At 61.9% G+C, this 21,584-nt stretch carries 20 protein-coding genes; 8 read left to right on the forward strand and 12 right to left on the reverse strand.

What is annotated here, in order from left to right; translation table 11 throughout:
- Positions 1-10 precede the first annotated feature (10 nt).
- The 5 genes from KF691_06920 to KF691_06940 all read right to left on the reverse strand — a co-directional run bounded on the left by KF691_06920 (position 11) and on the right by KF691_06940 (position 7,131).
- A complete protein-coding gene (locus tag KF691_06920) occupies positions 11-1,462 on the reverse strand; it encodes a trypsin-like peptidase domain-containing protein (protein MBX3389173.1) in 1,452 nt (483 codons plus the stop codon).
- 307 nt (positions 1,463-1,769) lie between these two features.
- On the reverse strand, positions 1,770-2,630 hold the full coding sequence (gene panB / locus KF691_06925) for a 3-methyl-2-oxobutanoate hydroxymethyltransferase (protein ID MBX3389174.1): 861 nt from the start codon (positions 2,628-2,630) through the stop codon (positions 1,770-1,772).
- Between the two features lie 47 nt (positions 2,631-2,677).
- The gene (locus KF691_06930) at positions 2,678-4,603 is read right to left on the reverse strand and encodes a PHP domain-containing protein (GenBank protein MBX3389175.1); all 1,926 of its coding nucleotides are present in this window, start codon (positions 4,601-4,603) and stop codon (positions 2,678-2,680) included.
- Positions 4,604-4,619: 16 nt separating this feature from the next.
- Positions 4,620-6,728 (reverse strand): ATP-dependent DNA helicase RecG, encoded by a 2,109-nt coding sequence (gene recG / locus KF691_06935; protein ID MBX3389176.1) that lies wholly within the window; start codon positions 6,726-6,728, stop codon positions 4,620-4,622.
- 34 nt (positions 6,729-6,762) lie between these two features.
- Positions 6,763-7,131 carry a DUF971 domain-containing protein gene (locus KF691_06940; protein MBX3389177.1) on the reverse strand — a complete coding sequence of 123 codons (369 nt, stop codon included), beginning with the start codon at positions 7,129-7,131 and terminating at the stop codon, positions 6,763-6,765.
- On the opposite strand from KF691_06940, the gene KF691_06945 reads away from it, so the two are divergent.
- Both KF691_06945 and pyrF read left to right on the forward strand, forming a co-directional pair.
- Positions 7,130-8,212, forward strand: a complete 1,083-nt coding sequence (locus tag KF691_06945; GenBank protein MBX3389178.1) for an alpha/beta hydrolase — start codon at positions 7,130-7,132, stop codon at positions 8,210-8,212. The two genes, KF691_06940 and KF691_06945, sit on opposite strands and share 2 nt — an antisense overlap.
- Positions 8,209-9,078 (forward strand): orotidine-5'-phosphate decarboxylase, encoded by an 870-nt coding sequence (gene pyrF / locus KF691_06950; GenBank protein ID MBX3389179.1) that lies wholly within the window; start codon positions 8,209-8,211, stop codon positions 9,076-9,078. The genes KF691_06945 and pyrF overlap by 4 nt, the downstream gene beginning before the upstream one ends.
- A 307-nt stretch (positions 9,079-9,385) precedes the next feature.
- Here pyrF and KF691_06955 read toward each other — a convergent pair whose 3' ends face one another.
- Positions 9,386-9,946, reverse strand: a complete 561-nt coding sequence (locus tag KF691_06955; GenBank protein ID MBX3389180.1) for an NADH-quinone oxidoreductase subunit I — start codon at positions 9,944-9,946, stop codon at positions 9,386-9,388.
- Positions 9,947-10,257: 311 nt separating this feature from the next.
- On the opposite strand from KF691_06955, the gene KF691_06960 reads away from it, so the two are divergent.
- Entirely contained in the window at positions 10,258-10,914 is a 657-nt protein-coding gene (locus KF691_06960; GenBank protein ID MBX3389181.1) for a hypothetical protein, read from the forward strand.
- A gap of 33 nt (positions 10,915-10,947) precedes the next feature.
- Positions 10,948-11,109 carry a small basic protein gene (locus KF691_06965; GenBank protein ID MBX3389182.1) on the forward strand — a complete coding sequence of 54 codons (162 nt, stop codon included), beginning with the start codon at positions 10,948-10,950 and terminating at the stop codon, positions 11,107-11,109.
- A gap of 99 nt (positions 11,110-11,208) precedes the next feature.
- Here KF691_06965 and KF691_06970 read toward each other — a convergent pair whose 3' ends face one another.
- Positions 11,209-11,793 carry a CHRD domain-containing protein gene (locus tag KF691_06970; protein MBX3389183.1) on the reverse strand — a complete coding sequence of 195 codons (585 nt, stop codon included), beginning with the start codon at positions 11,791-11,793 and terminating at the stop codon, positions 11,209-11,211.
- 198 nt (positions 11,794-11,991) lie between these two features.
- Between KF691_06970 and KF691_06975 the strand changes: the two genes are divergently transcribed.
- Together KF691_06975 and KF691_06980 are read left to right on the forward strand one after the other, a co-directional pair.
- Positions 11,992-13,182: an aminotransferase class I/II-fold pyridoxal phosphate-dependent enzyme gene (locus KF691_06975; protein ID MBX3389184.1), complete on the forward strand. Its 1,191-nt coding sequence runs from the start codon at positions 11,992-11,994 to the stop codon at positions 13,180-13,182.
- 145 nt (positions 13,183-13,327) lie between these two features.
- A complete protein-coding gene (locus KF691_06980; GenBank protein MBX3389185.1) occupies positions 13,328-13,732 on the forward strand; it encodes a DUF3224 domain-containing protein in 405 nt (134 codons plus the stop codon).
- 18 nt (positions 13,733-13,750) lie between these two features.
- Here the strand turns inward: KF691_06980 and KF691_06985 are convergent, their stop codons facing one another.
- The 4 genes from KF691_06985 to KF691_07000 form a co-directional block, all read right to left on the reverse strand.
- Positions 13,751-14,512 carry an SIMPL domain-containing protein gene (locus KF691_06985; protein MBX3389186.1) on the reverse strand — a complete coding sequence of 254 codons (762 nt, stop codon included), beginning with the start codon at positions 14,510-14,512 and terminating at the stop codon, positions 13,751-13,753.
- A gap of 83 nt (positions 14,513-14,595) precedes the next feature.
- Positions 14,596-15,288 (reverse strand): HAD-IA family hydrolase, encoded by a 693-nt coding sequence (locus KF691_06990; protein ID MBX3389187.1) that lies wholly within the window; start codon positions 15,286-15,288, stop codon positions 14,596-14,598.
- A complete protein-coding gene (locus KF691_06995) occupies positions 15,285-15,812 on the reverse strand; it encodes a four helix bundle protein (protein MBX3389188.1) in 528 nt (175 codons plus the stop codon). The genes KF691_06990 and KF691_06995 overlap by 4 nt, the downstream gene beginning before the upstream one ends.
- Positions 15,813-16,218: 406 nt before the next feature.
- Positions 16,219-17,016 carry a CoA transferase subunit A gene (locus tag KF691_07000; GenBank protein MBX3389189.1) on the reverse strand — a complete coding sequence of 266 codons (798 nt, stop codon included), beginning with the start codon at positions 17,014-17,016 and terminating at the stop codon, positions 16,219-16,221.
- Between the two features lie 44 nt (positions 17,017-17,060).
- On the opposite strand from KF691_07000, the gene KF691_07005 reads away from it, so the two are divergent.
- A complete protein-coding gene (locus tag KF691_07005) occupies positions 17,061-18,623 on the forward strand; it encodes an MHS family MFS transporter (GenBank protein ID MBX3389190.1) in 1,563 nt (520 codons plus the stop codon).
- On the opposite strand, the gene nrdR is transcribed toward KF691_07005, so the two are convergent.
- The gene (gene nrdR / locus KF691_07010; GenBank protein MBX3389191.1) at positions 18,620-19,108 is read right to left on the reverse strand and encodes a transcriptional regulator NrdR; all 489 of its coding nucleotides are present in this window, start codon (positions 19,106-19,108) and stop codon (positions 18,620-18,622) included. The genes KF691_07005 and nrdR overlap by 4 nt on opposite strands.
- Positions 19,109-19,337: 229 nt before the next feature.
- Between nrdR and thrS the strand changes: the two genes are divergently transcribed.
- Positions 19,338-21,584: a threonine--tRNA ligase gene (gene thrS / locus KF691_07015; protein MBX3389192.1), complete on the forward strand. Its 2,247-nt coding sequence runs from the start codon at positions 19,338-19,340 to the stop codon at positions 21,582-21,584.

Below are 21,584 nucleotides of genomic sequence, written 5' to 3' on the forward strand. Positions count from 1 at the left end.
GGGGCGAGACTCATTCGGGCGCGGGCTTGGATCTGCCGCCCCAGAGACGGATGCTTTGCTTGCGATCGACATCGTTCTGAATATTGCGGACGACGAGATGAACGGGCTTGCCGACGTAAAGCCCTTGATCGATCATCGCGGAAACCGCTTCACCGACCGTGGAAACTGGCGCGCTCCCGACCTGGGTGATCCGATCGCCCTCTTTGAGCCCGGCGTCCGAAGCATGCGAACGCTCGGAAACGGAGGTGATGATGGGCGCGCCGCCCGTGGAGAAGAATTCGCGGGCGGTCGAGGGATCTTCGAACGTGAGCCCGAGATCGTCCTGGATGTCGTCGAGAATACCGGGCTGGATGAGCGCCGACGTCGGCATCTCACCCATGACGACGGAGGCCTCACGCGACTCGCCGTTTCGTGTGTATCCGATGCTGAGTGTGTCTCCCGGCCGGGCGTTCGAGATCATCGACCGCATCCCCTGAACGCTGGTGATGCGTTGACCGTTCAATGAAACCAGCATGTCGTCATTCTGAAGTCCCGCTCGCGAGGCGGGCCCGTCGCTCGGAATGCGCACGGAAACGCCGTTCCGCGAGATGCTTTCATCGATGTATTCGCGCGGATCGTACGAAATGCCGAGGAATCCTCGGGAAACCTTGCCTGTTTCGATGAGTTGCAACGCGACGCTTTCGATCGTCACAAGCGGAATCGCGAACGAGATACCGGACGACTGTCCTTCGCCGCCGCCGGTTCCGGTATTGTCCTTCGCCGTGGCGATCGCGACGTTCATCCCAACGACGCGTCCCTTGATATCGATCAGCGGTCCACCGGAATTGCCGGGGTTGACCGCGGCGTCGGTCTGGATGAAGTTGGTGAAGCCGCCGGAATCGAGCGCGGGGCCCGCCGAGCGCCCCAGCCCGGAGACAATTCCTTCCGACATCGAAAACTTGAAGCCGAACGGAGAACCGAACGCGAAGACGCGGTCTCCCTGATAGACCCGCTCGCCCGTTGCGCGGCGCACCGGCGCGAGGTTGTCGGCATCGATCTTGAGGACGGCGATGTCGGTGAAAGGGTCGATCCCGACAATCGTGGCCTGGCTCGCACGCCCGTCGTAGAGTTGGACCCGCACGAAGCGAGAGCCGCGGACGACATGCGCGTTCGTGACGATGTGACCCTTCGCGTCGAAGATCCAGCCCGAGCCCGTCGCGCCCAGGAAGCGCCGTCGCGTTCCTTCCGGAGTCAGAACATCGATGTGCACAACCGAGGGTTCGACCGAGTCGGCGATGGCGCGGATCGCCATGTTCAGACGCTCCAGGATGTCATCGGACTCGATCGTCCGGCGCGCGAGCAGGATCTGGGCTTCGGTCTGAGAGGCGGAAAGCGTCCGCAGAATCCGCGGCGTAAACCAGAGCAGCGATGAGGCCGTGGCGAGGACGACGACCGCGGGCCCGAGTGTCATGATGCGACGCATGAGATCACCTTTCACAGAGAGACCTGCGGCTCAATCCTTTACCCGAGGCAAGATCGAATCCGACAGGTCCCGCGACAACACAAATCGGCCATCCGCATGGATTAGACGATGTCTCGCCGCCGAAAGTTTCGGCCTTGCGGCAAAGTGCGGGGAATGTGAGGCGGGGGCGCATGGAGATGCAAGGGGGCCTTGGATGGAACGCCCGGGCCCTTTTTGGGTCGGGGAATCCGATTCTTTCAGAGATTCGCCGTTGACGCGCCGCCGGTTGCCAAGGGGCACTCGCCCGACAAGGAATGTGCGGGTTGGGTCAGCTTGTCGCGTGTGGCGACGTCGGCGTCGGGTTTGCGGGTTTGGCGGCGGGCGCCGCACGCAAGCCCACGCGGCGTTCCGCGACCATCTGGACGTACGTCTCGGCCGCGGTCTGTATCGAAGCGCCGAGCTGCGCGATCGGGCGGGCGAACGGAGGCGGCTTGTCGGTCAATCCGAGCAAATCCTGAAGGACGAGCACCTGCCCGTGCGTGGAGTTGCCGGCGCCGATGCCGATCACCGGGACTGTCGTCGCCTTCAGGACCTCTTCTGCGACGGCATCGGGCACGGCTTCGATCAGGAGCATGACCGCTCCGGCCTGCTCGAGCGCAACGGCGTCGGCTACGATCTGTGCCGCTTGCTTTGGAGTCTTGCCCGTTGCCGTGTAACCACCCGTGAGAGCGACCTGCTGCGGACGGGTGCCGACGTGAGCGCAGATGGGAATACCCGCGCGGGTCATCTTGTTCACGAGCGGCGCGAACGTCGAATCGGACTCGATCTTGACGATGTCGGCGAGACCTTCGGTGAGAAAGCGACCGGCGTTTTTCATGGCGTCGCTCTCATTCGTGTGATACGAGAGAAACGGCATGTCGGCCATGACGAAAGTGAAAGGAGCGCCGCGCTTCACCCCTGCGGTCAGCGCAACGAGAACATCCAGGGGCATGTCGATGGTGCGCGAATAGCCGAGGATCATTTCCGCGGCGGTATCGCCGACGAGGAGGATGTGGACTCCGGCGCGTTCGAGCCATCGCGCGGTCGTCGCGTCATAACAGGTCAGAGCGGCGAAGGGTTCGCGATCGGAAGCCATCTTCCGAAGCGTCTTGATCGTGACCGGCTGGCGTGGCGGCTCGTGCGTGTTCACGGCAAAAATGGTATGCGGGGAGAGAGAGCGAGCGGCTGACTCGGGAACTACCGCTTGGACTGGAGCCACTTCAGAAGCTTGTCGCGCGACCAGGCGTTGATGCACAAGTCGGGGGTGAGCATGCCGCGGCGCGCCGTCGAGATCCCGAAGCGAAGGTTTTCGAAATCGGACGATTCGTGATCATCGCAGTCGATCGCGATGAGCGTGCCCGCGTGGGTCGCGGCACGCACATGGATGTCGCGCAGATCCAGCCTCATCCAGTGGGCATTGATCTCGAGCGCGGTGTTGTGCTGCTTTGCCGCGGCGATCAGCTCGTTCATATCGGGTTCGAGTCCGCGGCGGCGGTTGATCAAACGGCCGGTCGGGTGCCCGATGATGTGGACGAGCGGGTGGGAAATCGCCTTGAGCAGACGCTTTGTGGCGGCCGCGGGTTCCTGCGAGAGCGCCGCGTGTGGGCTTGCGACCACGATGTCGAGTTCGGCGAGGAGATCATCATCAAAGTCGAGCGAGCCGTCGGCGAGGATGTCGACTTCCGAGCCTGCGAGCACGCGGATGTCGAGGCCCTCGGACTTGAGAGCCTTGTTGATGTTCTGCACGAGCGTGATCTGGGCGCGCAAGCGATCGGGCGAGAGTCCGTTCGCGACGGCGGAGCTCTTGGAGTGATCGGTCACGGCGATCGTGTGGAAACCGCGCTTGATCGCGTTGTCGACGAGTTCACGCATCGACATCCGTCCGTCGCTGTCGGTGGTGTGCGCGTGGAGATCGCACTTGATATCCGCGAGTTCGATGAGCGCCGGAACTCTGCCCGTTTTCTCGAATTCGGCGATGTCGGCGGGGTGCTCGCGCAACTCGGGCGGGATGTACGGAAGGCGCAGCGCCTTGTAGATGTCGTGTTCGGTTTTGGAGGCGACCGGCTTGATGCCGCGGTCCTGGGGAGGCGTCTCTTCGTCGTCTTCCGGAAAGAGGCCGTACTCGTTGAGCGTTTGTGACTGCGCGAGCGCGCGCTGGCGAAGAGTGACGTTGTGATCCTTCGAGCCAGTGAAGTACATGAGTGCCGCGCCGAACGAGCGCTCCGGGATTACCCGCACATCCACCTGCATCGTCGGCTCTTTGGCGTGTTCATCCGGGCCGCCGCCCTTCCATCGTCCGGAATGAAGGTTGATCACGGCCCGAACCGAGGCGCGAGTCGGTCCCTTGGAGATGATTTGACGAACATCGGGGAGCGAGCAGAACGCTTCGACGACGGGATGGGTTTCGTCGCCCTTTGTCTTCGTCGGAGAAGCCTTCGTGCCGCTCGTCGATTTCTTTTTGGGTGTTGTGGATGGTGCGGCGGCGCTGTCGGCATCGGGGACCATCACGAGCAGATCGATATCCGCGATGGTTTCCTTGCCGCGGCGGAGCGAGCCGGCGACTTCAACGCGGCGCACTCCTTTGACGGCGCGGATTTCATCCGCGATCCGTTCCGCCATCGGCAGCGCGAGCCCGAGCGCGATCCGGCGCGTGGCTTCCTCGCCGAGCGCCAGCCCGCCCTTGATCTTTTCGACCGCCTTCTCTCCCATCCGCGGCAGTGTCAGCAGCGAGCCGTTTTCGATCGCCGCTTTGAGCGAGGCGACGTCGGTGATGTGCAGGTCCTGCCACATCGCGCGAACTGTCTTTGGGCCCAGCCCCGGGATATCGAGGATCTCGAGCAATCCGGGCGGCACTTCCTTGAGCATCTTCTCGTGCTCGGCGATGCGCGGCGTTCCCTTGGCTGCGGTCGCGGAAAACTCGAGGATCTTGTCGGCGATTTTGTCTCCGATGCCGTCGAGCTCCGTCAGCGCGGATTTGTCCATGCTTTCAATCGGCGTCGCCAGCGATTCGACGATGCGTGCGGCACGCGAATGCGCGATCGCCTTGAACTGATTCTCTCCGAGCAACTCCAGCAGCCTGGACATTTCGTGGAGCCGTTCGGCGACCGCTTCGTTCAAGGACATAGCGGACGATAGGAGTTCAGCCGACGGCGACGAGGCCGAGTTCGGTGCCGAATGTCTTCATCATCCTGCGCAGCACGAGTTCTTCGCCGGGCGCCGCGAGCGACGGCGAACGCTCGATCCACTCGCGTGCATCGTGGCGCGCGAGTTCGAGCAGGTTGCGATCGCGGGAAAGATCGGCGACGCGGAGTGAGGAGAGGCCTGACTGGCGGGCGTCGAAAAAGCCGCCCGAGCCTCGAATCTGCCAATCGCCCTCGGCGAGCCGGAATCCATCGGTTGTTTCAACGAGGAGCTGCAACCGGGGATTGACGTCGCCGGCGCTGGATTCGGGCTCGTCGGCAATGAGCACACAAACGCCGGGCTTGTTTCCTCGTCCAACGCGACCACGCAATTGGTGCAACTGCGCCAGGCCGAAACGATCGGCGTGCTCGATGACCATCACCGTCGCATCGGGCACGTCGACACCGACTTCGACGATCGTCGTTGCGATCAGGCAGCGGATCTCGCCCGCGCGGAACTTCGCCATGGTCGTCGCCCGGGCATCGGACTTCATTCTCCCGTGCAGCGCTGCGATCGGCACCGAGCGAAAAGCGCCCGATTCCAGCTCTTTGACCAGTTCCCGCACGCCGGTGACCGTTGCCGCGGAATCCGTGGCTTCGCGCGAATCGATGGCGGGAACAACCACGAACGCCTGTTCGCCCTTGTTGATGCGCTCGCGCGCGAAGGTGTAGACGTCCGCGCGTTTGCTTCGCGGGACCAGCCGGGTCTTGATTGCCGCGCGGCCCGGGGGCAAGCCCCCGATCACCGTCACGTCGAGATCGCCGAACATCGTGAGGGCGAGTGTGCGCGGGATGGGGGTCGCCGTCATCACGACGACATGGGGCGTGAGATTCGGGTCGTTTGTCTTCGCGCGCAACGCCGCCCGCTGGTGCACGCCGAAGCGGTGCTGCTCATCGATGATGGCGAGCGCCAGGCTCTTGAACTTGACGTGTTCTTGAAGGAGCGCGTGCGTGCCGATGATGATTCCCGCCTTGCCCGAGGCGATGTCCTTGCGCACTTGTTCGCCGTCGTTCTTTGAGCCGGTGAGCAGCCGCACATCCACTTTCGAGTCTTTGAGAACGGACTCGATCGTCGCGAGATGTTGCTCCGCGAGCAATTCGGTCGGCGCCATCAGCGCCGCCTGGTGACCCGATGCGACCGCCATGAGCATCGCGTAGAGCGCAACCGCGGTCTTTCCGGAACCGACATCGCCTTGGAGCAGCCGGTTGGTCGGTGTCGCGAGCGTCAGGTCGCGGGCGATCTCGGAGACGGCGTGATTCTGCTCCGGCGTGAAAGCAAAGGGAAATCGGGCGCGAATCCGCCGGTCGATCGCATCGGTGAGCTGGAGCGCCGGGGCGCGCATGCGTCGTCGCAGATGTTCGCGCTTCATCTGTACGCCGAGCTGGAGCAGAAGCAATTCGTCGTACGCGAGCCGGCGCCGACCCTCCGTTGCGTCTCCTTCGTTCGCAGGGCGATGGACCAGCTCGTACGCTCGCGCGAGCGCCGGCATCTCCCGTTTGGTGAGCAGCGGCGCGGGGAGGTGGTCTTTCAAGAGTGGGAGCGCGAGATCGAGCGTCGCGCTGATGGCCGCTTCGATCGCCGGCGATTTGATTCGCTCGCTCGCGGAATACACCGGGCGGATTCTCGATTTGGCACGCTCCGGCTCGGAATCGTCCTGCAAGATGTCGAACTTTGGATTGGCGATCTGCAGCCCGGGGCCGTAGCGAGTGGCCTTTCCTTGGACGCGCAGACGCATCCCCGGCTTGATCTTGTCGCGCATGTAGAGCGCGTTGAACCACACGAGATCGAGCCGCTGACCGTTCTCCATGAGCGCGGCCTCGAAGCGTTTGGGGCGACGCAGCACGACGCGGGTCGCAGTAATCTCGCCTCGCGCGCTCACGATGTGGCCCGCTTCCAGATCTTCCACCGGAGCCTCGGCTTCGAGGCGCTCATGACGAAGGGGCAGATACGCGATCAGTTTTCCCAGGTTGGTCAGGCCGAGTTCGCGCAGGCCCGCGATCGAGCGCGCGGGAACACCGGGCAGATCTTCGATGCGTGTGCTGAGAGTTATGACACGTGCCGGACGCATTTCGAAACACGATACTCGGCCGTCGACGACCGCGTCACGCCTGAGGCGGGGCCTGAGGTCGATCAGGATCAATCGACCTCAGGTAGACCCACGAATAAATTCCGCTGGAGTGGCCATCCGAAAACTCGATTTTGATGGCGTAGTTTCCGACGAGCGAGGCGCCGGTCGCCTGGACCGGTCCCGAGCCGCCACGCGAAGGAAGAACCGTGAGCGGATTCGAGGCCATCTCTTCGCGTAACTGGCGCATGTCCGCCGAAGGGGACATGCGCCGGAGGTACGCGATCGGGTAATAGGACGTGGTTCCATCCGACCAGCGAATCGTGAGACCTTTATCCTTCTTCAAGTCGATCTGGGAGGGCGACGGAGAATCGGAGGGGGCGGGGGTGGGGGTGGGGGTGGTCATGGCAAATGCCGACAAGGACTTTATGATTCAACCCGCCGAACTTCCGGACGTTTTTCGGCGCTTCAGGAAGAGCATGATGCGAGCAATACTGATCGGGATCGTCACGTTGTCCGTCATCGGGCCCACGCACTGGGCTCAGGCGCAGAGGCCCGCGCCGACCCCGTCTTCGTGGAAAGAATTCAAGCCGAAGAAACTCGCTCCGATCGACCGGTCGAGCGTTTCGGGCGAGGGCCCGCAGCCGGTCATCATCATCGCCGAACTCGGCTGCGACGAGAACACCTATTCGGAATTCGCGAAGCGTCACGCCGAGCGGTTTACCACGCACACCGTCGTGCTTCCCGGCTCGGTTCCGGGGAGCGCGGCGCCGCCGCTCGACAGGGGACAGATTCTCGATCCGGAGTGGCTCGTGAATGCCGCGGACGCGATCCGCGAATATGCCGGCCAGCACAAGATCGAAAAGCCGATCGTCATCGGACAGGGCGCCGGCGGCATGGTCGCGTACATGCTCGCGATCCGCGATCCCGATTTTGCACGAGGGTACGCGATCATCAACACGCTTCCCGCGCCCTCGATCGGGGGACCGGGGCGCATCCCGCTACCCGAGCAGCGCAGCGCGCAAGTGGACAAGCTGGAACGCAACACTATTCTCAGCATGACCCAGTCCACCTGGGCCAATAGAGCGCAGTCATTGCTCCCTCTGCAGACCACCGATCCGAAACGCGTCGAGTCGATGCTGCCCATGATCGCGGCGGCTCCGATCAGCGCCGTGCGCCGGTATTCGCTCGAACCGCTGTATCTGGATTTGCGAGAAGATCTGAATGACACCCAGTCGCCGATTCTGATCTACGCAACTCTCCCCAGCTGGGTGAGAGAAAACGATCGGGCGATGCTGATCGCGGCGTTCCGCAATGCGGGATACAACCATCCGAACGTCCGAGTGGAACTCGTGGACGGGGCGCGCTCGTGGTTCATTCTGGATGAACCCGAGCGGTTCGATACGCCCATGCTTACGTTCTTTGGGTTTCAGCCGCGCCCGGAGCCGGCCAAGAGCGACGCGCCGGCCGAAGCGGAGAAAAAGTGATCGGCACCCCGACAAATGCCGCGGACGTGCTGTGCGCGGCCGTCCGCGCGGCCGGATCCCCGGTTTGCGTCGGACTCGACCCGGTGCTCGAGAGCATTCCGGGCGACATCGGCGAGGCTGCGCCGCACGATCGGATCGAGAGTTTTTCGCGCGGTGTGCTCGAGGCGGTCCGCGGCATTTCGCCGGCGATCAAATTCCAGTCGGCCTGCTATGAGCGCTACGGGTGGCAGGGCGTGCGTGCGCTCGAGAATGCGATGAAAATCGCGCGCGATCTGGGCTTTGTCGTTATCCTCGACGCCAAACGCGGTGACATCGGAATCAGCGCCACGCACTACGCCGCGGCGGCATGCAATGCCGGAGCGCATTTCATCACCGTGAACGGATACCTCGGTGTGAGCGGTATCCAGCCGTTCTTGAAAGAAAAACTCGGCGTTTTCGTGCTCGTGCGTACGAGTAATCCGGACAGCGCGGCAATCCAGGCTGAGGCCTTGAAAGCAGGCGGCACAGTCGCCGATTTGATGGCTTCAAGCGTCAGCCGGCTCGGTACGACGAGCCTGGGTTCGTGTGGGTTGAGCGATGTCGGGGCCGTGGTCGGGGCGACACAATCCTCGGAGGGAGCGGCGCTTCGGCGGAACATGCCCGATCAGATTCTTCTGATACCCGGCTTCGGCGCGCAAGGAGGAAAAGCCGACGACATCCGCTCGATGGTCAGACCAAGCCAGAGTTTCGAACATGCAGGAGTGCTCGTGACCGCGAGTCGATCGGTGATTTATCCGGAACGCGGCGGAATTCCGTGGCAGGACGCCATCCGCGCTGCCGCGGTGGATTTCGCCACACAGATCCGGACTGTGACGACCGTCGGCTGATGACGATTTTTCAGTCGCCGATCAACAACGCTGCCAGCACCCCGACAGTGGTCCAGACAACGAATCGAATGTAAAACACCTTTGCTCCTCCTCGGGCCGCGGGCGATCCTCACCCACAAACATGAGAAAACGCTCATGCTTCTGATGAAGATTATCTCATCTGGTCGCGTTCGCAACCATTTTCCGACAAAAGCCCAAAGATTTTAGATGGCTTGCTCGGGACATATCACCGAGGGCATGGGGGCGTGGGATTGGGTTCCGGAACTTGCGGAAAATCACCGATCCGGCGGCAGGCGTGGGGGGCCGATCACATCGGCTTCTTGCTGATCGTGACGTCGTAAACCTCGAGCAGTTTTTCTTTGTCGAACACCATTTCCTGGCGCGACCGACCGACGATGTCGTATTCGGTGGTCAACTCGATGGCGTCCACCGGACATGCTTCTTCGCACATGCCGCAGTAGATGCAGCGCAGCTCATCGATTTCGAATTTCTTGGGGTACTTTTCCCGATCGTCCCACGGGCTTTCTGCCGCCTCGATGTGAATGCAGCGAGCCGGACAGATGGTCGGGCACATCATGCACGCGACGCACTTCACGCGTCCGGCCTCGTCTCGATTCAGGCGGTGCACGCCCCGGAAGTTTGGCGCGTACAGGCCGCCCTTTTCGACGGGCAACTGCTCCCGGCGCTCCTCGGGGTACTGCATCGTTCGGTTGCTTTTGACCGGGCTGAACTTCGATTGCCCGAAGCTTGTGAAGAGGTGTTTGAGCGTCGTGCCGAATCCCTTGAAGACTTCGGGCAGATAGATGCTTTCCATCGCGCCGAGCGGCTTGGGAGTCAGGCGGAGAATGTCTTGTTCTCGAACGGTCATGCGGGACATTCTACGTTGAACCCCCGGCGATCGCGAGATTGAAAACCGAGCCGTTCCGATTCCGATACAATCTCGGCATGCCGCCGGGCAAGAAGCCACTTCCTTTGTTCGAGCTGGTGACCGATCGGGAGAACGCCGCGCGGCGAGAGACTATTTCACCGGCTGTTCCGCCGGTGCCGAGCGTTCAGCGCGCCCCTGCACCGGACTTTCAACCTCGAGAACCGAAATCGCTTGCCGCGGAACGGAGGACCTTTCGCACCTCCGAGGCGGGACCGGCTGGCCTGCTGCCGAGTCTCGGAGGTAAGCCGGTGATGGTCGGAAGCACCGCGCTCTGGCTGGCGGCGGCAACCGCACTGCTGGTTGTGTTCGTGGTTTGGATCGCCGGGAATGCCTATGGGCGACGGCAAGCGGAACTGCAATTCGAGCGGAATTTCGGTGTGACGAGTGTGCAAGACGGAGGGGCGACCGCGGCTCCGGGTGCCAACGCTGCGACCGGCGCTCAAAGCTCCGTCCGGGGCGTTCAGGACCCGTTGAATTCGCGTTCCGGCGCGGGCTCAATTCCCATTCCCGCGACAAATACGGCGAACGCTGCAGCTCCGGCGGAATCGGGACAGGTGCTTACCTCTCGAGGTTCCGGGCCAGATCCCAGACTGTCCGGGAATAATTATCTGCTGCTTGGCACGCTTTCCCGGGACGAAGCAGCCGGCGCCATTCAATTCTTCGCGAAAAACGGGGTCGAAACCCTCGGAGTGCCTGTGGAACCGGTTGATCGGAAGTCGCCGCGAGCCAATACTTCCCCCCGCTTTCAGCTCTTTGCTGCGAAGGGGGTTGCCTCCTCAGAATTCGCCGCGCGACAGCTCGAACGCGACAAGCTGAAGCAGGAGATTGTGCGGTTGGGGGCGATCTGGAAGAAGGACTACAAGGGGAGCACGACGTTCTCCGATGCCTTCTGGTTGAAGAACGACTGAAGAGCCGGCGGCTGAGCCGGATTGGAGCCTGACATGAGCCTTGACCGTTCCTTGAAGATTTCAACCACCGGCGCCGGGAAACGCAGCGTCATGACGCGCGAAGAGCGGATCAACAAGTTGATCGCCGACAAGAAATTCGATTCGAAGAAGGACAAGGTCCTCGGCCTCGCGAAGACGCTCGCAGGCAAGGGCTGAGCCGCGCGTCCGCCGGAGTGCGATTGTTCCGTGGATCGGATCCAAATCAATAAGCCCCGACCATTTGGCCGGGGCTTTGTGCTTTTTGAGAGTAGAGATTCAGCGTCGGCGTCGAGCGGCCATGACAAGCCCGCCGATCCCGGCGAGGCCGAGCGCGCTCGGAGACGGAACTCTCAGGAATCCGCGGATCTCTCCGCCCGGGAATGACGCCGTGTGGATATTCAAATAGGCCTTGCCCGCGGCGATGCTGGCCATAAAGGCCGACTCGGCGCCCGCGGTCGTGCCGCCGTTTGCGGTGATATACGCCGGATTCCACGAGGATGCCAAGGTCAGGTCGAGTGTGATGTCGTAGATGCCGCTCGTTACGCCGAGCGGGAACCCCGCGAAAGTCGGAGTCGTCGTGGCGACGCCGGCAGTGCCGGAGAACGGGACAGCGGTGGGAGCGTGAATATGGCTTGCTGTCGTTGTTCCGATCAAGCCGGTGAATTCGACATGCATTTTCATGGTGTGCAAGACAGTGTCGAAATCGAAGGTCGCGAAACCGGTGCCGGGCGACGCATTGGGTGGCGACTCCGATGGCCCGTCGAGAAACGCCTCGTAGTGAATGAGCGCACCCTGTGAAATCGCCCCGAACGCGACGAGCGCCGCAGCGCTACCAATCTTGGCCGCAGACTTGAATGGCATATTGCTTCCTCTCCGTTTTGCCCTGAGGGGGTCTCCCCGAAGCGCAGAGTTGCGTCTTCTCTCAAACATGTCACCGATCTCCGTCTGCGCGACAGAAACTTGCGGTTTTGGGCGCATCCTGTCGGAATTCAAAGGACATGTTCAATACGTTTGCACACCGTTCGGGTACGGGGGCGCGTATTCTCCGAGCGCATGGAAATGAACTCGCTGCTCAGCCGCCGCACGCTCGCGATGTCCGGATCGGGAATCCGGCGCGCCTTTGAACTCGGGGCCAAACTGAAAGACCCGATCAATTTGTCGATCGGGCAGCCCGACTTCCCCGTGGCGCGCAGCGTGAAAGACGCCGCGATCCACGCGATCAATTCCGACAAGAACGGCTACAGCCTTTCGCGCGGCATCCCGGAGTTGCAAGCCCGGCTGGTCGAAAAGTTGAGCACCGACTTTGGTTGGTCGTTCGCGGCATCCGGCGGCGAGAGCGACATCGTCGTGACGCCGGGCACGAGCGGTGCGCTCGTGCTCGCGGCGATGGCGACACTCAATCCCGGCGACGAGATCGTCATTCCGGACCCGTACTTCGTGCTCTATCCGGCGATGGCGTCGCTCACCGACGCGAAGCCGGTGTATTGCGACACGTATCCGGATTGCAAACTCACCGCCGAGCGCGTCGAGAAGTGCATCACGGCGCGCACGAAGATGGTCGTCGTGAATTCGCCGGGGAATCCGGGCGGCGTGGTGAACACGGTCGATGAATGCCGCGACCTGCTGGATCTGTGCCAGCGAAAGAACATCCTGCTCTTGAGCGACGAGATCTACGACGAGTTCACGTACACGGAATCGCGCACGCAGAAGTCGGCGCGGCCCGAGAAAGACACGGCGATGAAATGCCCGAGCCCGGCGCGATTTCCGGGCGCGGAAGAAAACGTTCTGCTTGTGAGAGGGTTCGGAAAGACCTACGGCAACACGGGATGGCGGCTGGGGTATGCCGCCGGGCCGAAGAAACTGATCGAGCAGATGATCAAGCTGCAGCAGTTTTCGTTTGTGTGCGCGCCGACGCCACTTCAGTGGGGGGCGATCGCGGCGCTCGATGTCGATGCGACGATCCAGATGCAGGAATACCAGAAGCGGCGCGACATGGTCGTCAAGGCGCTCGCGCCCGTGACGGGGCTGAAGGCGCCGGGCGGCGCGTTCTACGCCTTTCCGAAGATTCCGGAGAAACTCGGCATGACGGGGCTGCACTTCCTCGAGGCGGCGATCGAACGCAACTTGATCCTCGTCAATGGCGGCACGTTCAGCCTGCGCGACACGCACTTTCGATTGAGTTACGCCGTGCCGGAACACAAACTGCAAGCGGGGCTCGACGTGCTGGTCGAATTGCTTTCGGGCTCGTGAGTTTGCGATTGACAAGGAACAGGAATTGAACGTTGCGATTCGCTCACGGCTGGTGTCTGTCGGCTTTTTCGCAGCCGTGATCGCGCTGAATGGATGCGCCGGCTCCTCAACAGGCCGATCGCAAGTCGAGAGAGAGGAAGCCGCGATGATTTTGATGAAAGCGAGCGGGCCGTTCGAAGTGAAACTCGAACCGGTCGGCACGCCCGAAAAGGGCCCGGGCTCGACGCTCGGCAGGATGACGATCGACAAGCAGTTCCATGGCGATCTCGAAGCCGTCTCGAAGGGCGAGATGCTCAGCGCGATGACCGATACCAAGGGGTCCGCGGGTTACGTCGCGATCGAACGTGTCACCGGAACACTGAACGGGAAGCGCGGTACATTTGTGCTCCAGCACAACGCAACCATGGACCGCGGCAAACCGTCGCTCAACATCATCGTGGTGCCCGATTCCGCGACGGATGAACTGGTGGGGCTGACTGGAACGATGAAAATCAATATCGAGGGCGGCAAGCACTCGTACGAATTCGACTATTCACTGCCAAAGTCGTAAGAGGACCGCGGGCGCAAGTCATTCGATCCCGAAAGTAACGCTGACGACCCCGGTCACATCTTTCTCGATGGTTGAGGTGTCGTAACGGCCCATGCCGCTGACCTCGGTAGAGTTCGGTTCGGTGACCTGGATGGGATTGGTTCGTACGTCCCGCACGGCGCCGATCTTGCCGCCGGTGTTGCTCACGACTTCCTCGGCGCGCGATCGCGCATCCTTCGCGGCGTTTCCGAGCAGCGTTTGCCGGATGTCCCCGAGCTTTGTGCATGTGAATTCCGGCCGTCCGGACATGACCTCCACGCCGTCGCGCAGGAGCTGCGTGACTGCCGTGGCGGCGCCCGCGGCTTTCTCCACATTGGCGGTCGTGACGATGGCGGCGCGTTCGAGTGAATAGCCAGAGATATCGTCCAGCGCCTCACCCTCCTTGTTTCTCGCATGAATGGGCCTCGTGGAGATTGCGCTGAGCGATATCTCGTCGGACGAGAACTCCTGCGAAACGAGAAACTCGTGAACCGCCCGGGTGCTCTTTTCGAGCGCGTCGAAGGTCGTTTGAAGAGAAGAACCCTGGGCCCGAACAACCACTCTCCACACGGCGAGGTCGGATCGGACCCGCAAGCGCGCCGATCCTCGCATCTCGATTTCGCGGCGGGCTCGGCTCTGTTCCGCCGATCGGGCCTGAATCGACCTCGACACAACCAGCGTGCTCGCAACGATACTGAGCCCGAGCAGGCACGCGAAAGCAAAGGCTGTTCCGAAAAGGTTCAGGCGAACGCTGTATTGCATGTTGATCCCCCGATCGGGTTCAACAATCGGAGTTCGTGCTCGCGCGACTCAAACTTTGCGTTCGGCTTTTTGAATCGCGAAGTTCAGCACTTCAGCAGGTCGCATAACTCGGCGAGAGACCGCGCTTGCACGTCGGCATTCACCGACCGATCGAGCGCCTCGCCCGATGCGCTCGCGCCGGACTGTCTCTGTATCCACGCTGTTCGCAAGCCGAGCTTTGCCGCGGGCTCGATGTCGTGGAAGCGGCTCTCGGCGACGTGAAGCACCTGATCTGGTCGCAAGTCGAGCGCTGTCAGCAAGGCGCGAAAGTTGCGTTCGTCGGGTTTGTACGACCGAACCTGCTGCGCGGTGACGAGGGTGTCAAGGCGGACGCCGAGCCTGGCATGGCTGGCCTCAAAGAGATCGTCGTCGATGTTGGAGAGCACGGCAAGTCGGCCGAAGCGGGCTTTCAAATGGCGGAGCGAATCGGGCGTGTCGGAAAATGCGGGCCAATCGGCGATCGAGCGCCACAGCGCGTCGAGCAATTCGCACGGGCCCGCGATGCCCGTCAGGCCGGACATCACCTGGCGCAGGACATCTTTGTAGGAGCAGTAGGGGGGACGCTCCGCTTCGCGCTCGAGCTTCGCGAACGCGGAAAAAAGCGCTTCGCCGCCCGGAATCTGAGGCAAACCAGCGCGCAGCGGTGCGACCGCAGCGGCAAGTCCCGATTGCCAGTCGATCAGCGTGCCGTAGCAGTCGAAAGAGACGCAGCGGATGAAGGCGATATCGAGGTTCATGTTTCGGACGAAGAAGAACGCTGGGCCTGCTGAGCTTCGCGCTTGAGGCGTCCCTGTTCGACAACGTCCCGAAGCTGCTGCTCGAACGCGACCCGTCGCTCTTTGCGCGCGCCCGATTCGCGGGCATCATCGGTCAGATACCGGATGCCCCTGATCTCGGCGTTCTGAAGCGACTCCGCCCAACCGGCGAGTTGACGGGAGATATTCTCGGTCTGAATTATGAAACCTGCGATTTGCTGTTCAACGCAAGCGAAACGGCGGAGTCGCTGACAAGTCAGAAGCATGGAACGCACTTCGCCGCAGGAACCCTTGGCGTAATACAGAAACGTCAAGAGGTCGTTCGTAGTGCCCCGCTCAAACCCCTCGGCAATGTTGTTGCCGACGGAAACCACCGCACGCTGGAGTTGGTTCCGGATGTCGCCGATCCCGGAAAAGGAGGCGTCTTCGGTCAGTTCCAAAAGCGCGACGCCCAGTTCGAACGCGGCTTTCCAGACGGGCACCTGTTCGAAGCGGGAATAGCGCACGGGAAACCCTTTCGTTTCGAGGAGCGTTTGGATGACGGGGACCGCGATTCGGAATCTGAAATCTGAAATCTGACATCTGAAATCTGACATCTGACATCTGACATCTGACATCTGACATCTGACATCTGACATCTGACATCTGACATCTGACATCTGACATCTGACATCTGAAATCTGAAATCTGAAATCTGAAATCTGAAATCTGAAATCTGAAATCTGAAATCTGAAATCTGAAATCTGAAATCTGAAATCTGAAATCTGAAATCTGAAATCTCTTCCTTGCTATGCCCGCACGCATCAGTCGTCGACCTCCGGGCCGGTTTCTTTCGCGGATGTCGCCGAAGGTTCGTTCCCTGTTTTGGCGGAATTCGTTGCGGCAGGAATCAAAGGCCACGCTTTGGTTCGTTCACTTCCTCACCGTCCTCTGCTCTATCCGCTTTTCCGCCTTCGCCTGCACGATCCGATCAACGTAACTCCCCGGCGTGTGGATCGCTTCGGGATCAAGATCGCCCAGCCCGACGAGTTGATCGACTTCCGCGATCACAAATGCCGCGGCGGTCGCCATCATCGGATTGAAATTCCTCGCAGTCTTGCGATAGACAAGGTTGCCGAACGGATCGGCTTTGTGGGCCTTCACCAGCGAGAGATCGGCGAAAAGCCCTGTCTCGAGCACGTACTCGCGGGGTGTCGCACCAGCCCGTGTAGTGGGGGAGTGCTTGCCGGGGACCTTCCAGCCTGGAATCGTGCACCCGCCCACGCCGTCGAACGGCCGGAACAACTCGCGCGTCTCCTTGCCTTCGGCCACTTTGGTTCCCGCGCCCGTCGCCGTATAGAACGCCGGGATGCCGGCGCCGCCGGCGCGGATGCGCTCGGCAAGCGTGCCTTGCGGATTGAACTCGACTTCGAGCTCGCCGGAGAGAAACTGCCGCTCGAATTCCGCGTTCTCGCCCACGTACGACGAGATCATCTTGCGGATTTGACGGGTTTTCAGCAGCAACCCGAGGCCAAAATCGTCAACGCCCGCGTTGTTGCTGATGCAGGTGAGGTCCTTCACGCCGCTGTCGCGGAGCGCGAGGATGAGATTCTCGGGAATGCCGCAGAGCCCGAAGCCGCCGACCATGACGGTGATGCCGTCGCGCAGGATGCCGCGGGACCGCAGGTCTTGGAAGGTGTCTGCAGCCGATGAGAAAGTTTTGTTCGCCATGCTTTTTGTAGCATAGCGGACCGCTCGCGAGTTCAGCCACACCCATGACCAAGCCCCACCTTCGCGAAAAGAGTCTCTGGACCATCATCGGGGCGTCCTCCGCGGGGACGCTGATCGAGTGGTACGACTTCTACATCTTCGGCGCACTCGCCCTTACCATCGCGGACGTCTTTTTTCCGAAGGGCTCGGGCGCAACGGCGCTGCTCTCGACTCTCGCCACCTTTGCGATCGGGTTCGTCGTGCGTCCGTTCGGCGCGATCGTCTTCGGCTACCTCGGCGATCTGATCGGCCGCAAGTACACGTTCCTGGTGACGCTCCTGCTCATGGGCGGGGCGACGTTTCTGATCGGAATGCTGCCGGGCTATGCCACGATCGGCTGGCTGGCGCCGGCCCTGCTCATCCTACTGCGACTGGCGCAGGGGCTTGCTCTCGGGGGCGAATACGGCGGCGCAGCAACATATGTCGCCGAGCATTGTCCCGATGGACAGCGCGGATATTGGACGAGTTGGATTCAAACGACGGCGACGCTCGGGCTCTTCTTGTCGCTCGGCGTGATTCTCATCTGCCGCGCGTGGCTCAGTCCGGCGGAATTCGTGGCATGGGGCTGGCGGATTCCATTCTGGGTGTCGCTGGTGCTGGTGGCTTTTTCCTACTACATCCGCCGGCGGATGAGCGAATCGCCTTTGTTCCAGCGGATGAAGGCGTCGGGCAAGGGCGCGAAGAACCCGCTGAAGGAGTCGTTCGGCAGAAAAGAGAATCTCAAGCTGGTTCTGCTCGCTCTCTTCGGCGCGACCGCCGGCCAAGGCGTGGTCTGGTACACGGGCCAGTTCTACGCGATGAACTTCCTGAAGACAACGCTCGCGATCGAGCCGACGCAGGCCGAGTACATCATCGGGATCGCGCTCCTGCTCGGCACGCCCTTCTTCATCGTGATGGGGTCGCTTTCGGACAAGATCGGCCGGAAGGGAGTCATGCTCACGGGCTGCCTCCTGGCGCTCGTGCTCTACTACCCGATCTACGGCGCGATGGCGGCCATGGCCGACCTCTCCAATCAATCGCGGTATCAATATGTCAACGACGGCATTCAGTCCTTGGGAGAGCCCAAGTTCGAGCGCATCCCGCCCGACCCGGCGCGCGATCTCCCGGGGCGCTCCATCACCACCGAGCGTGCGACGCACAACTACCTGAACGGCACGGTGAATACGACCACAACCACGCGCACGGTCTACGAGGGAACCTACCGGGTCGATGAGGTAACCAAGAACTCGATCCGCTTCCCCTCCCTCACCAGCCCGCCCGCGATGGCGCTCACGTTCCTCGTGTTCGTGCAGGTGTTTCTGGTCACGATGGTTTACGGGCCGATCGCCGCGTTCCTCGTCGAGCTGTTCCCCACGCGCATCCGCTACACCAGCATGTCGCTGCCGTATCACATCGGCAACGGCGTCTTCGGCGGCATGGTCCCGTTCATCGGCCAACTGCTGTACGTGAAGACCGGCAATCAGTTCGCCGGGCTGTGGTATCCGATGGCGGTCTGCGCGGTCACGATCGTGGTCGGGCTGTTCTTTCTAAAAGAACGCCGCCACGTCAGGCTGCTCGACGAGCACTAAAACAGCTTCTGCTGATCCTTCACGTCCTTAATCCGCCCGTTCAGCGTCTCGAGCTGCTGCATGATGTCCTCGACGTTGCGGAATTTGTAGTACTCGCTCGCGAAGCGGATGTACGCCACCTCGTCGAGGTCTCGCAGTTTCGCCATCACGCGCTCGCCGATTACGCGGCTCTCGACCTCGCGGTCGAATTCCTTGTGCAGCTCTTCTTCGACGACGTCGGCGACGCGCTCTTTCGAGGTTTCGGGGATCGGGCGCTTGCCGCAGGCAGCGACGACGCCCTTGAGCACGTTCTCGCGTGCGAACGGCACGCGCGTGCCGTCGCGCTTGACGACGACCAGCCTCGTCGCCTGCTCTACCCGCTCGTAGGTTGTGAAGCGCTTGCTGCACGCGACGCATTCCCGGCGGCGGCGAATGGTCTTCCCCGCGTCGCTGGCGCGGCTGTCGATGACCTTGTCGTTGTCGGCGTTGCAGAAGGGACAGAGCACGGGCAGAGCATACCGGCCCGTTCAAGCGTGCGTGCGGTGGCCAAGTCCGGTTCGTCCGCGTACTCTTCCGAAATGACCACCGGCCGTGCCACGACGACGACCAAAGACTCCACCGCCTGAGCCGGCAGGCAGCGGAGTTTGTACCTGAACACTCGACCCGGCCGAAAGCCGGGTTTTTTCTTGCTTTTATTTGGCCCTTTGGCCCTTTTCACATTTGGACCTTTGACGCATGCCCACCATCACACTTCCAGACGGTTCCAAGAAGTCGTTCGAAAAGCCGGTCAGCGGCAAGGAAATAGCCGCGTCGATCGGCGCCGGGCTCGCCAAGGCGGCGCTCGGCGTGAAGATCGACGGCGAGTTGCGAGATCTCTCGACCGTCATTGATCGCGACGCGAGCATCTCGATCGTCACCGAGCGCGACCGCCAGAAAGTGCTGGACAAGGACGGTCTCTTTCTGATCCGTCACTCCGCGGCACACGTGATGGCAGAGGCGATCCAGGATGTCGTTGGAAAAGATGTGCAGCTCGCGTACGGCCCGCCGACCGACACCGGCTTTTTCTACGACATGTATGTGCCGGAGGGGAAGAAGATCAGCAGCGATCAGTTCGACGCGATCAACAAGCGCATGGCGGAGATCATCAAGGAGAACAGAGAGTTCACCCGGTATGAAATCGGTGGCGGCGATGGTTTGCAGAAGCTGAAGACCGAAGGCAACAAGTACAAAGTTGACAACGCCGAGCGCGCGATGGGGCTGCCGAGCAGCGTGTACAACGGCGCGAAGTCGGCATTCAGCGGTGGCAACGGTCTCCAGACCGGTGATCAAGGTGCAACAGGAAGCACTGCTCTGGAGAGCAGTGCCACGAAATCCCTTTCCTTCTACGCCACCGGCGCTCCCGGAAAAAGCTGGGAAGACCTCTGCCGCGGGCCGCACGTGCCGAGCACCGGGCGCATCGGCGCCGCGATCGTCACTTCGCTTGCCTCCTCCTACTGGCACGGCGACGAAAATTCCGATCGCCTCATCCGCGTCTATGGCACCGCCTTCCCGACCCAGGCCGAACTCGATGAATACCTCAAGCAGAAAGAAGAAGCCTCCAAGCGCGATCACCGCGTCATCGGCAAGCACCTCCGCCTCTTCCACATCGATGAAGATGTCGGCCAGGGGCTCATCCTCTGGACTCCCCGCGGCAGCGTCGTCCGCAAGGAACTCCAGAACTTCATCTCCGCAGAATTGAAAAAGCAGGGCTACACCGAAGTCTTCACCCCGCACATCGGGCGCCTCGAACTCTACAAGACCTCCGGCCACTTCCCGTATTACAAGGACAGCCAGTTCGCGCCCATCGTCGAGCGCCAGGCGCTCGAAGAACTCAGCAAGGCGGGCTGCACCTGCGCCGAGATGATGCACCGCGTCGAGGGGGTTTCGGCGCGCCTCGCAGCGGGGATCAACGAACGCACCAAGGCGAACACGATCGCCGCGGACCGCATCATGCCCGACGACAAGCTCGTCGAGGGCTTCATGCTCAAGCCGATGAACTGCCCGCACCACGCCAAGATCTTCGGCAGTTCGCCGCATTCGTACCGCGACATGCCGGTGCGTCTCGCCGAATTCGGCACTGTGTATCGCTGGGAGCAGTCGGGCGAACTCAACGGCCTCACCCGCGTGCGCGGCTTCACCCAGGACGATGCCCATCTCTTCTGCACCGAGGAGCAGATCCCGGCGGAAATTCAGGGCTGTTTGTCGCTGGTGAAGATCATCTTCAACGTGCTGGGCATGAAGGACTATCGCGTCCGCGTCGGCCTGCGCGACAAGGATTCGTCCAAGTACACCGGCAGCGCTGAAAGCTGGGACAAGGCGGAGGCGGCGTGCCTTGCCGCGGCAGAATCGCTCGGGGTTTCGTTTAGCCGCGAGCCCGGCGAGGCGGCGTTCTACGGCCCGAAGATCGACTTCGTCGTGAAGGATGTCATCGGGCGCGAGTGGCAGCTCGGCACCGTGCAGGTCGATTACCAGATGGGCAACCGCTTCGATCTTTCCTACATCGGCCCCGACAACAAGGCGCACCGGCCGGTGGTCATCCACCGCGCGCCGTTCGGAAGCATGGAGCGGTTCTGCGGCGTGCTCATCGAGCACTTTGCGGGCGCGTTCCCGACCTGGCTCAGTCCCGAGCAGGTGCGAGTGCTGCCGATAAGCGATAAGACTCTGGAGTACGGGCGCGAGGTGCTCGCGGCATTGAAGTCGGCGGGCGTGCGCGCGAGCCTCGATGAGAGCAACGAACGCGTGCAGGCGAAGATCAAGGTCGCGGCGGACGAGAAGATCCCGTACATGCTCATCGTCGGGCCGCGCGATGCGGAGAACAAGGCGGTGAGCGTGCGCGCTCGGGGAGTCGAGAAAGATCTTGGCGCGATGCCGCTGGAGAAGTTTGTCGGCGACATCAAGGGAGAGCTTGAGAGGAAGGATGCGGTGCTTGGGGTGAAGCCGTGA

The sequence above is a fragment of the Phycisphaeraceae bacterium genome (assembly GCA_019636555.1).
GTDB lineage: Bacteria > Planctomycetota > Phycisphaerae > Phycisphaerales > UBA1924 > JAFEBO01.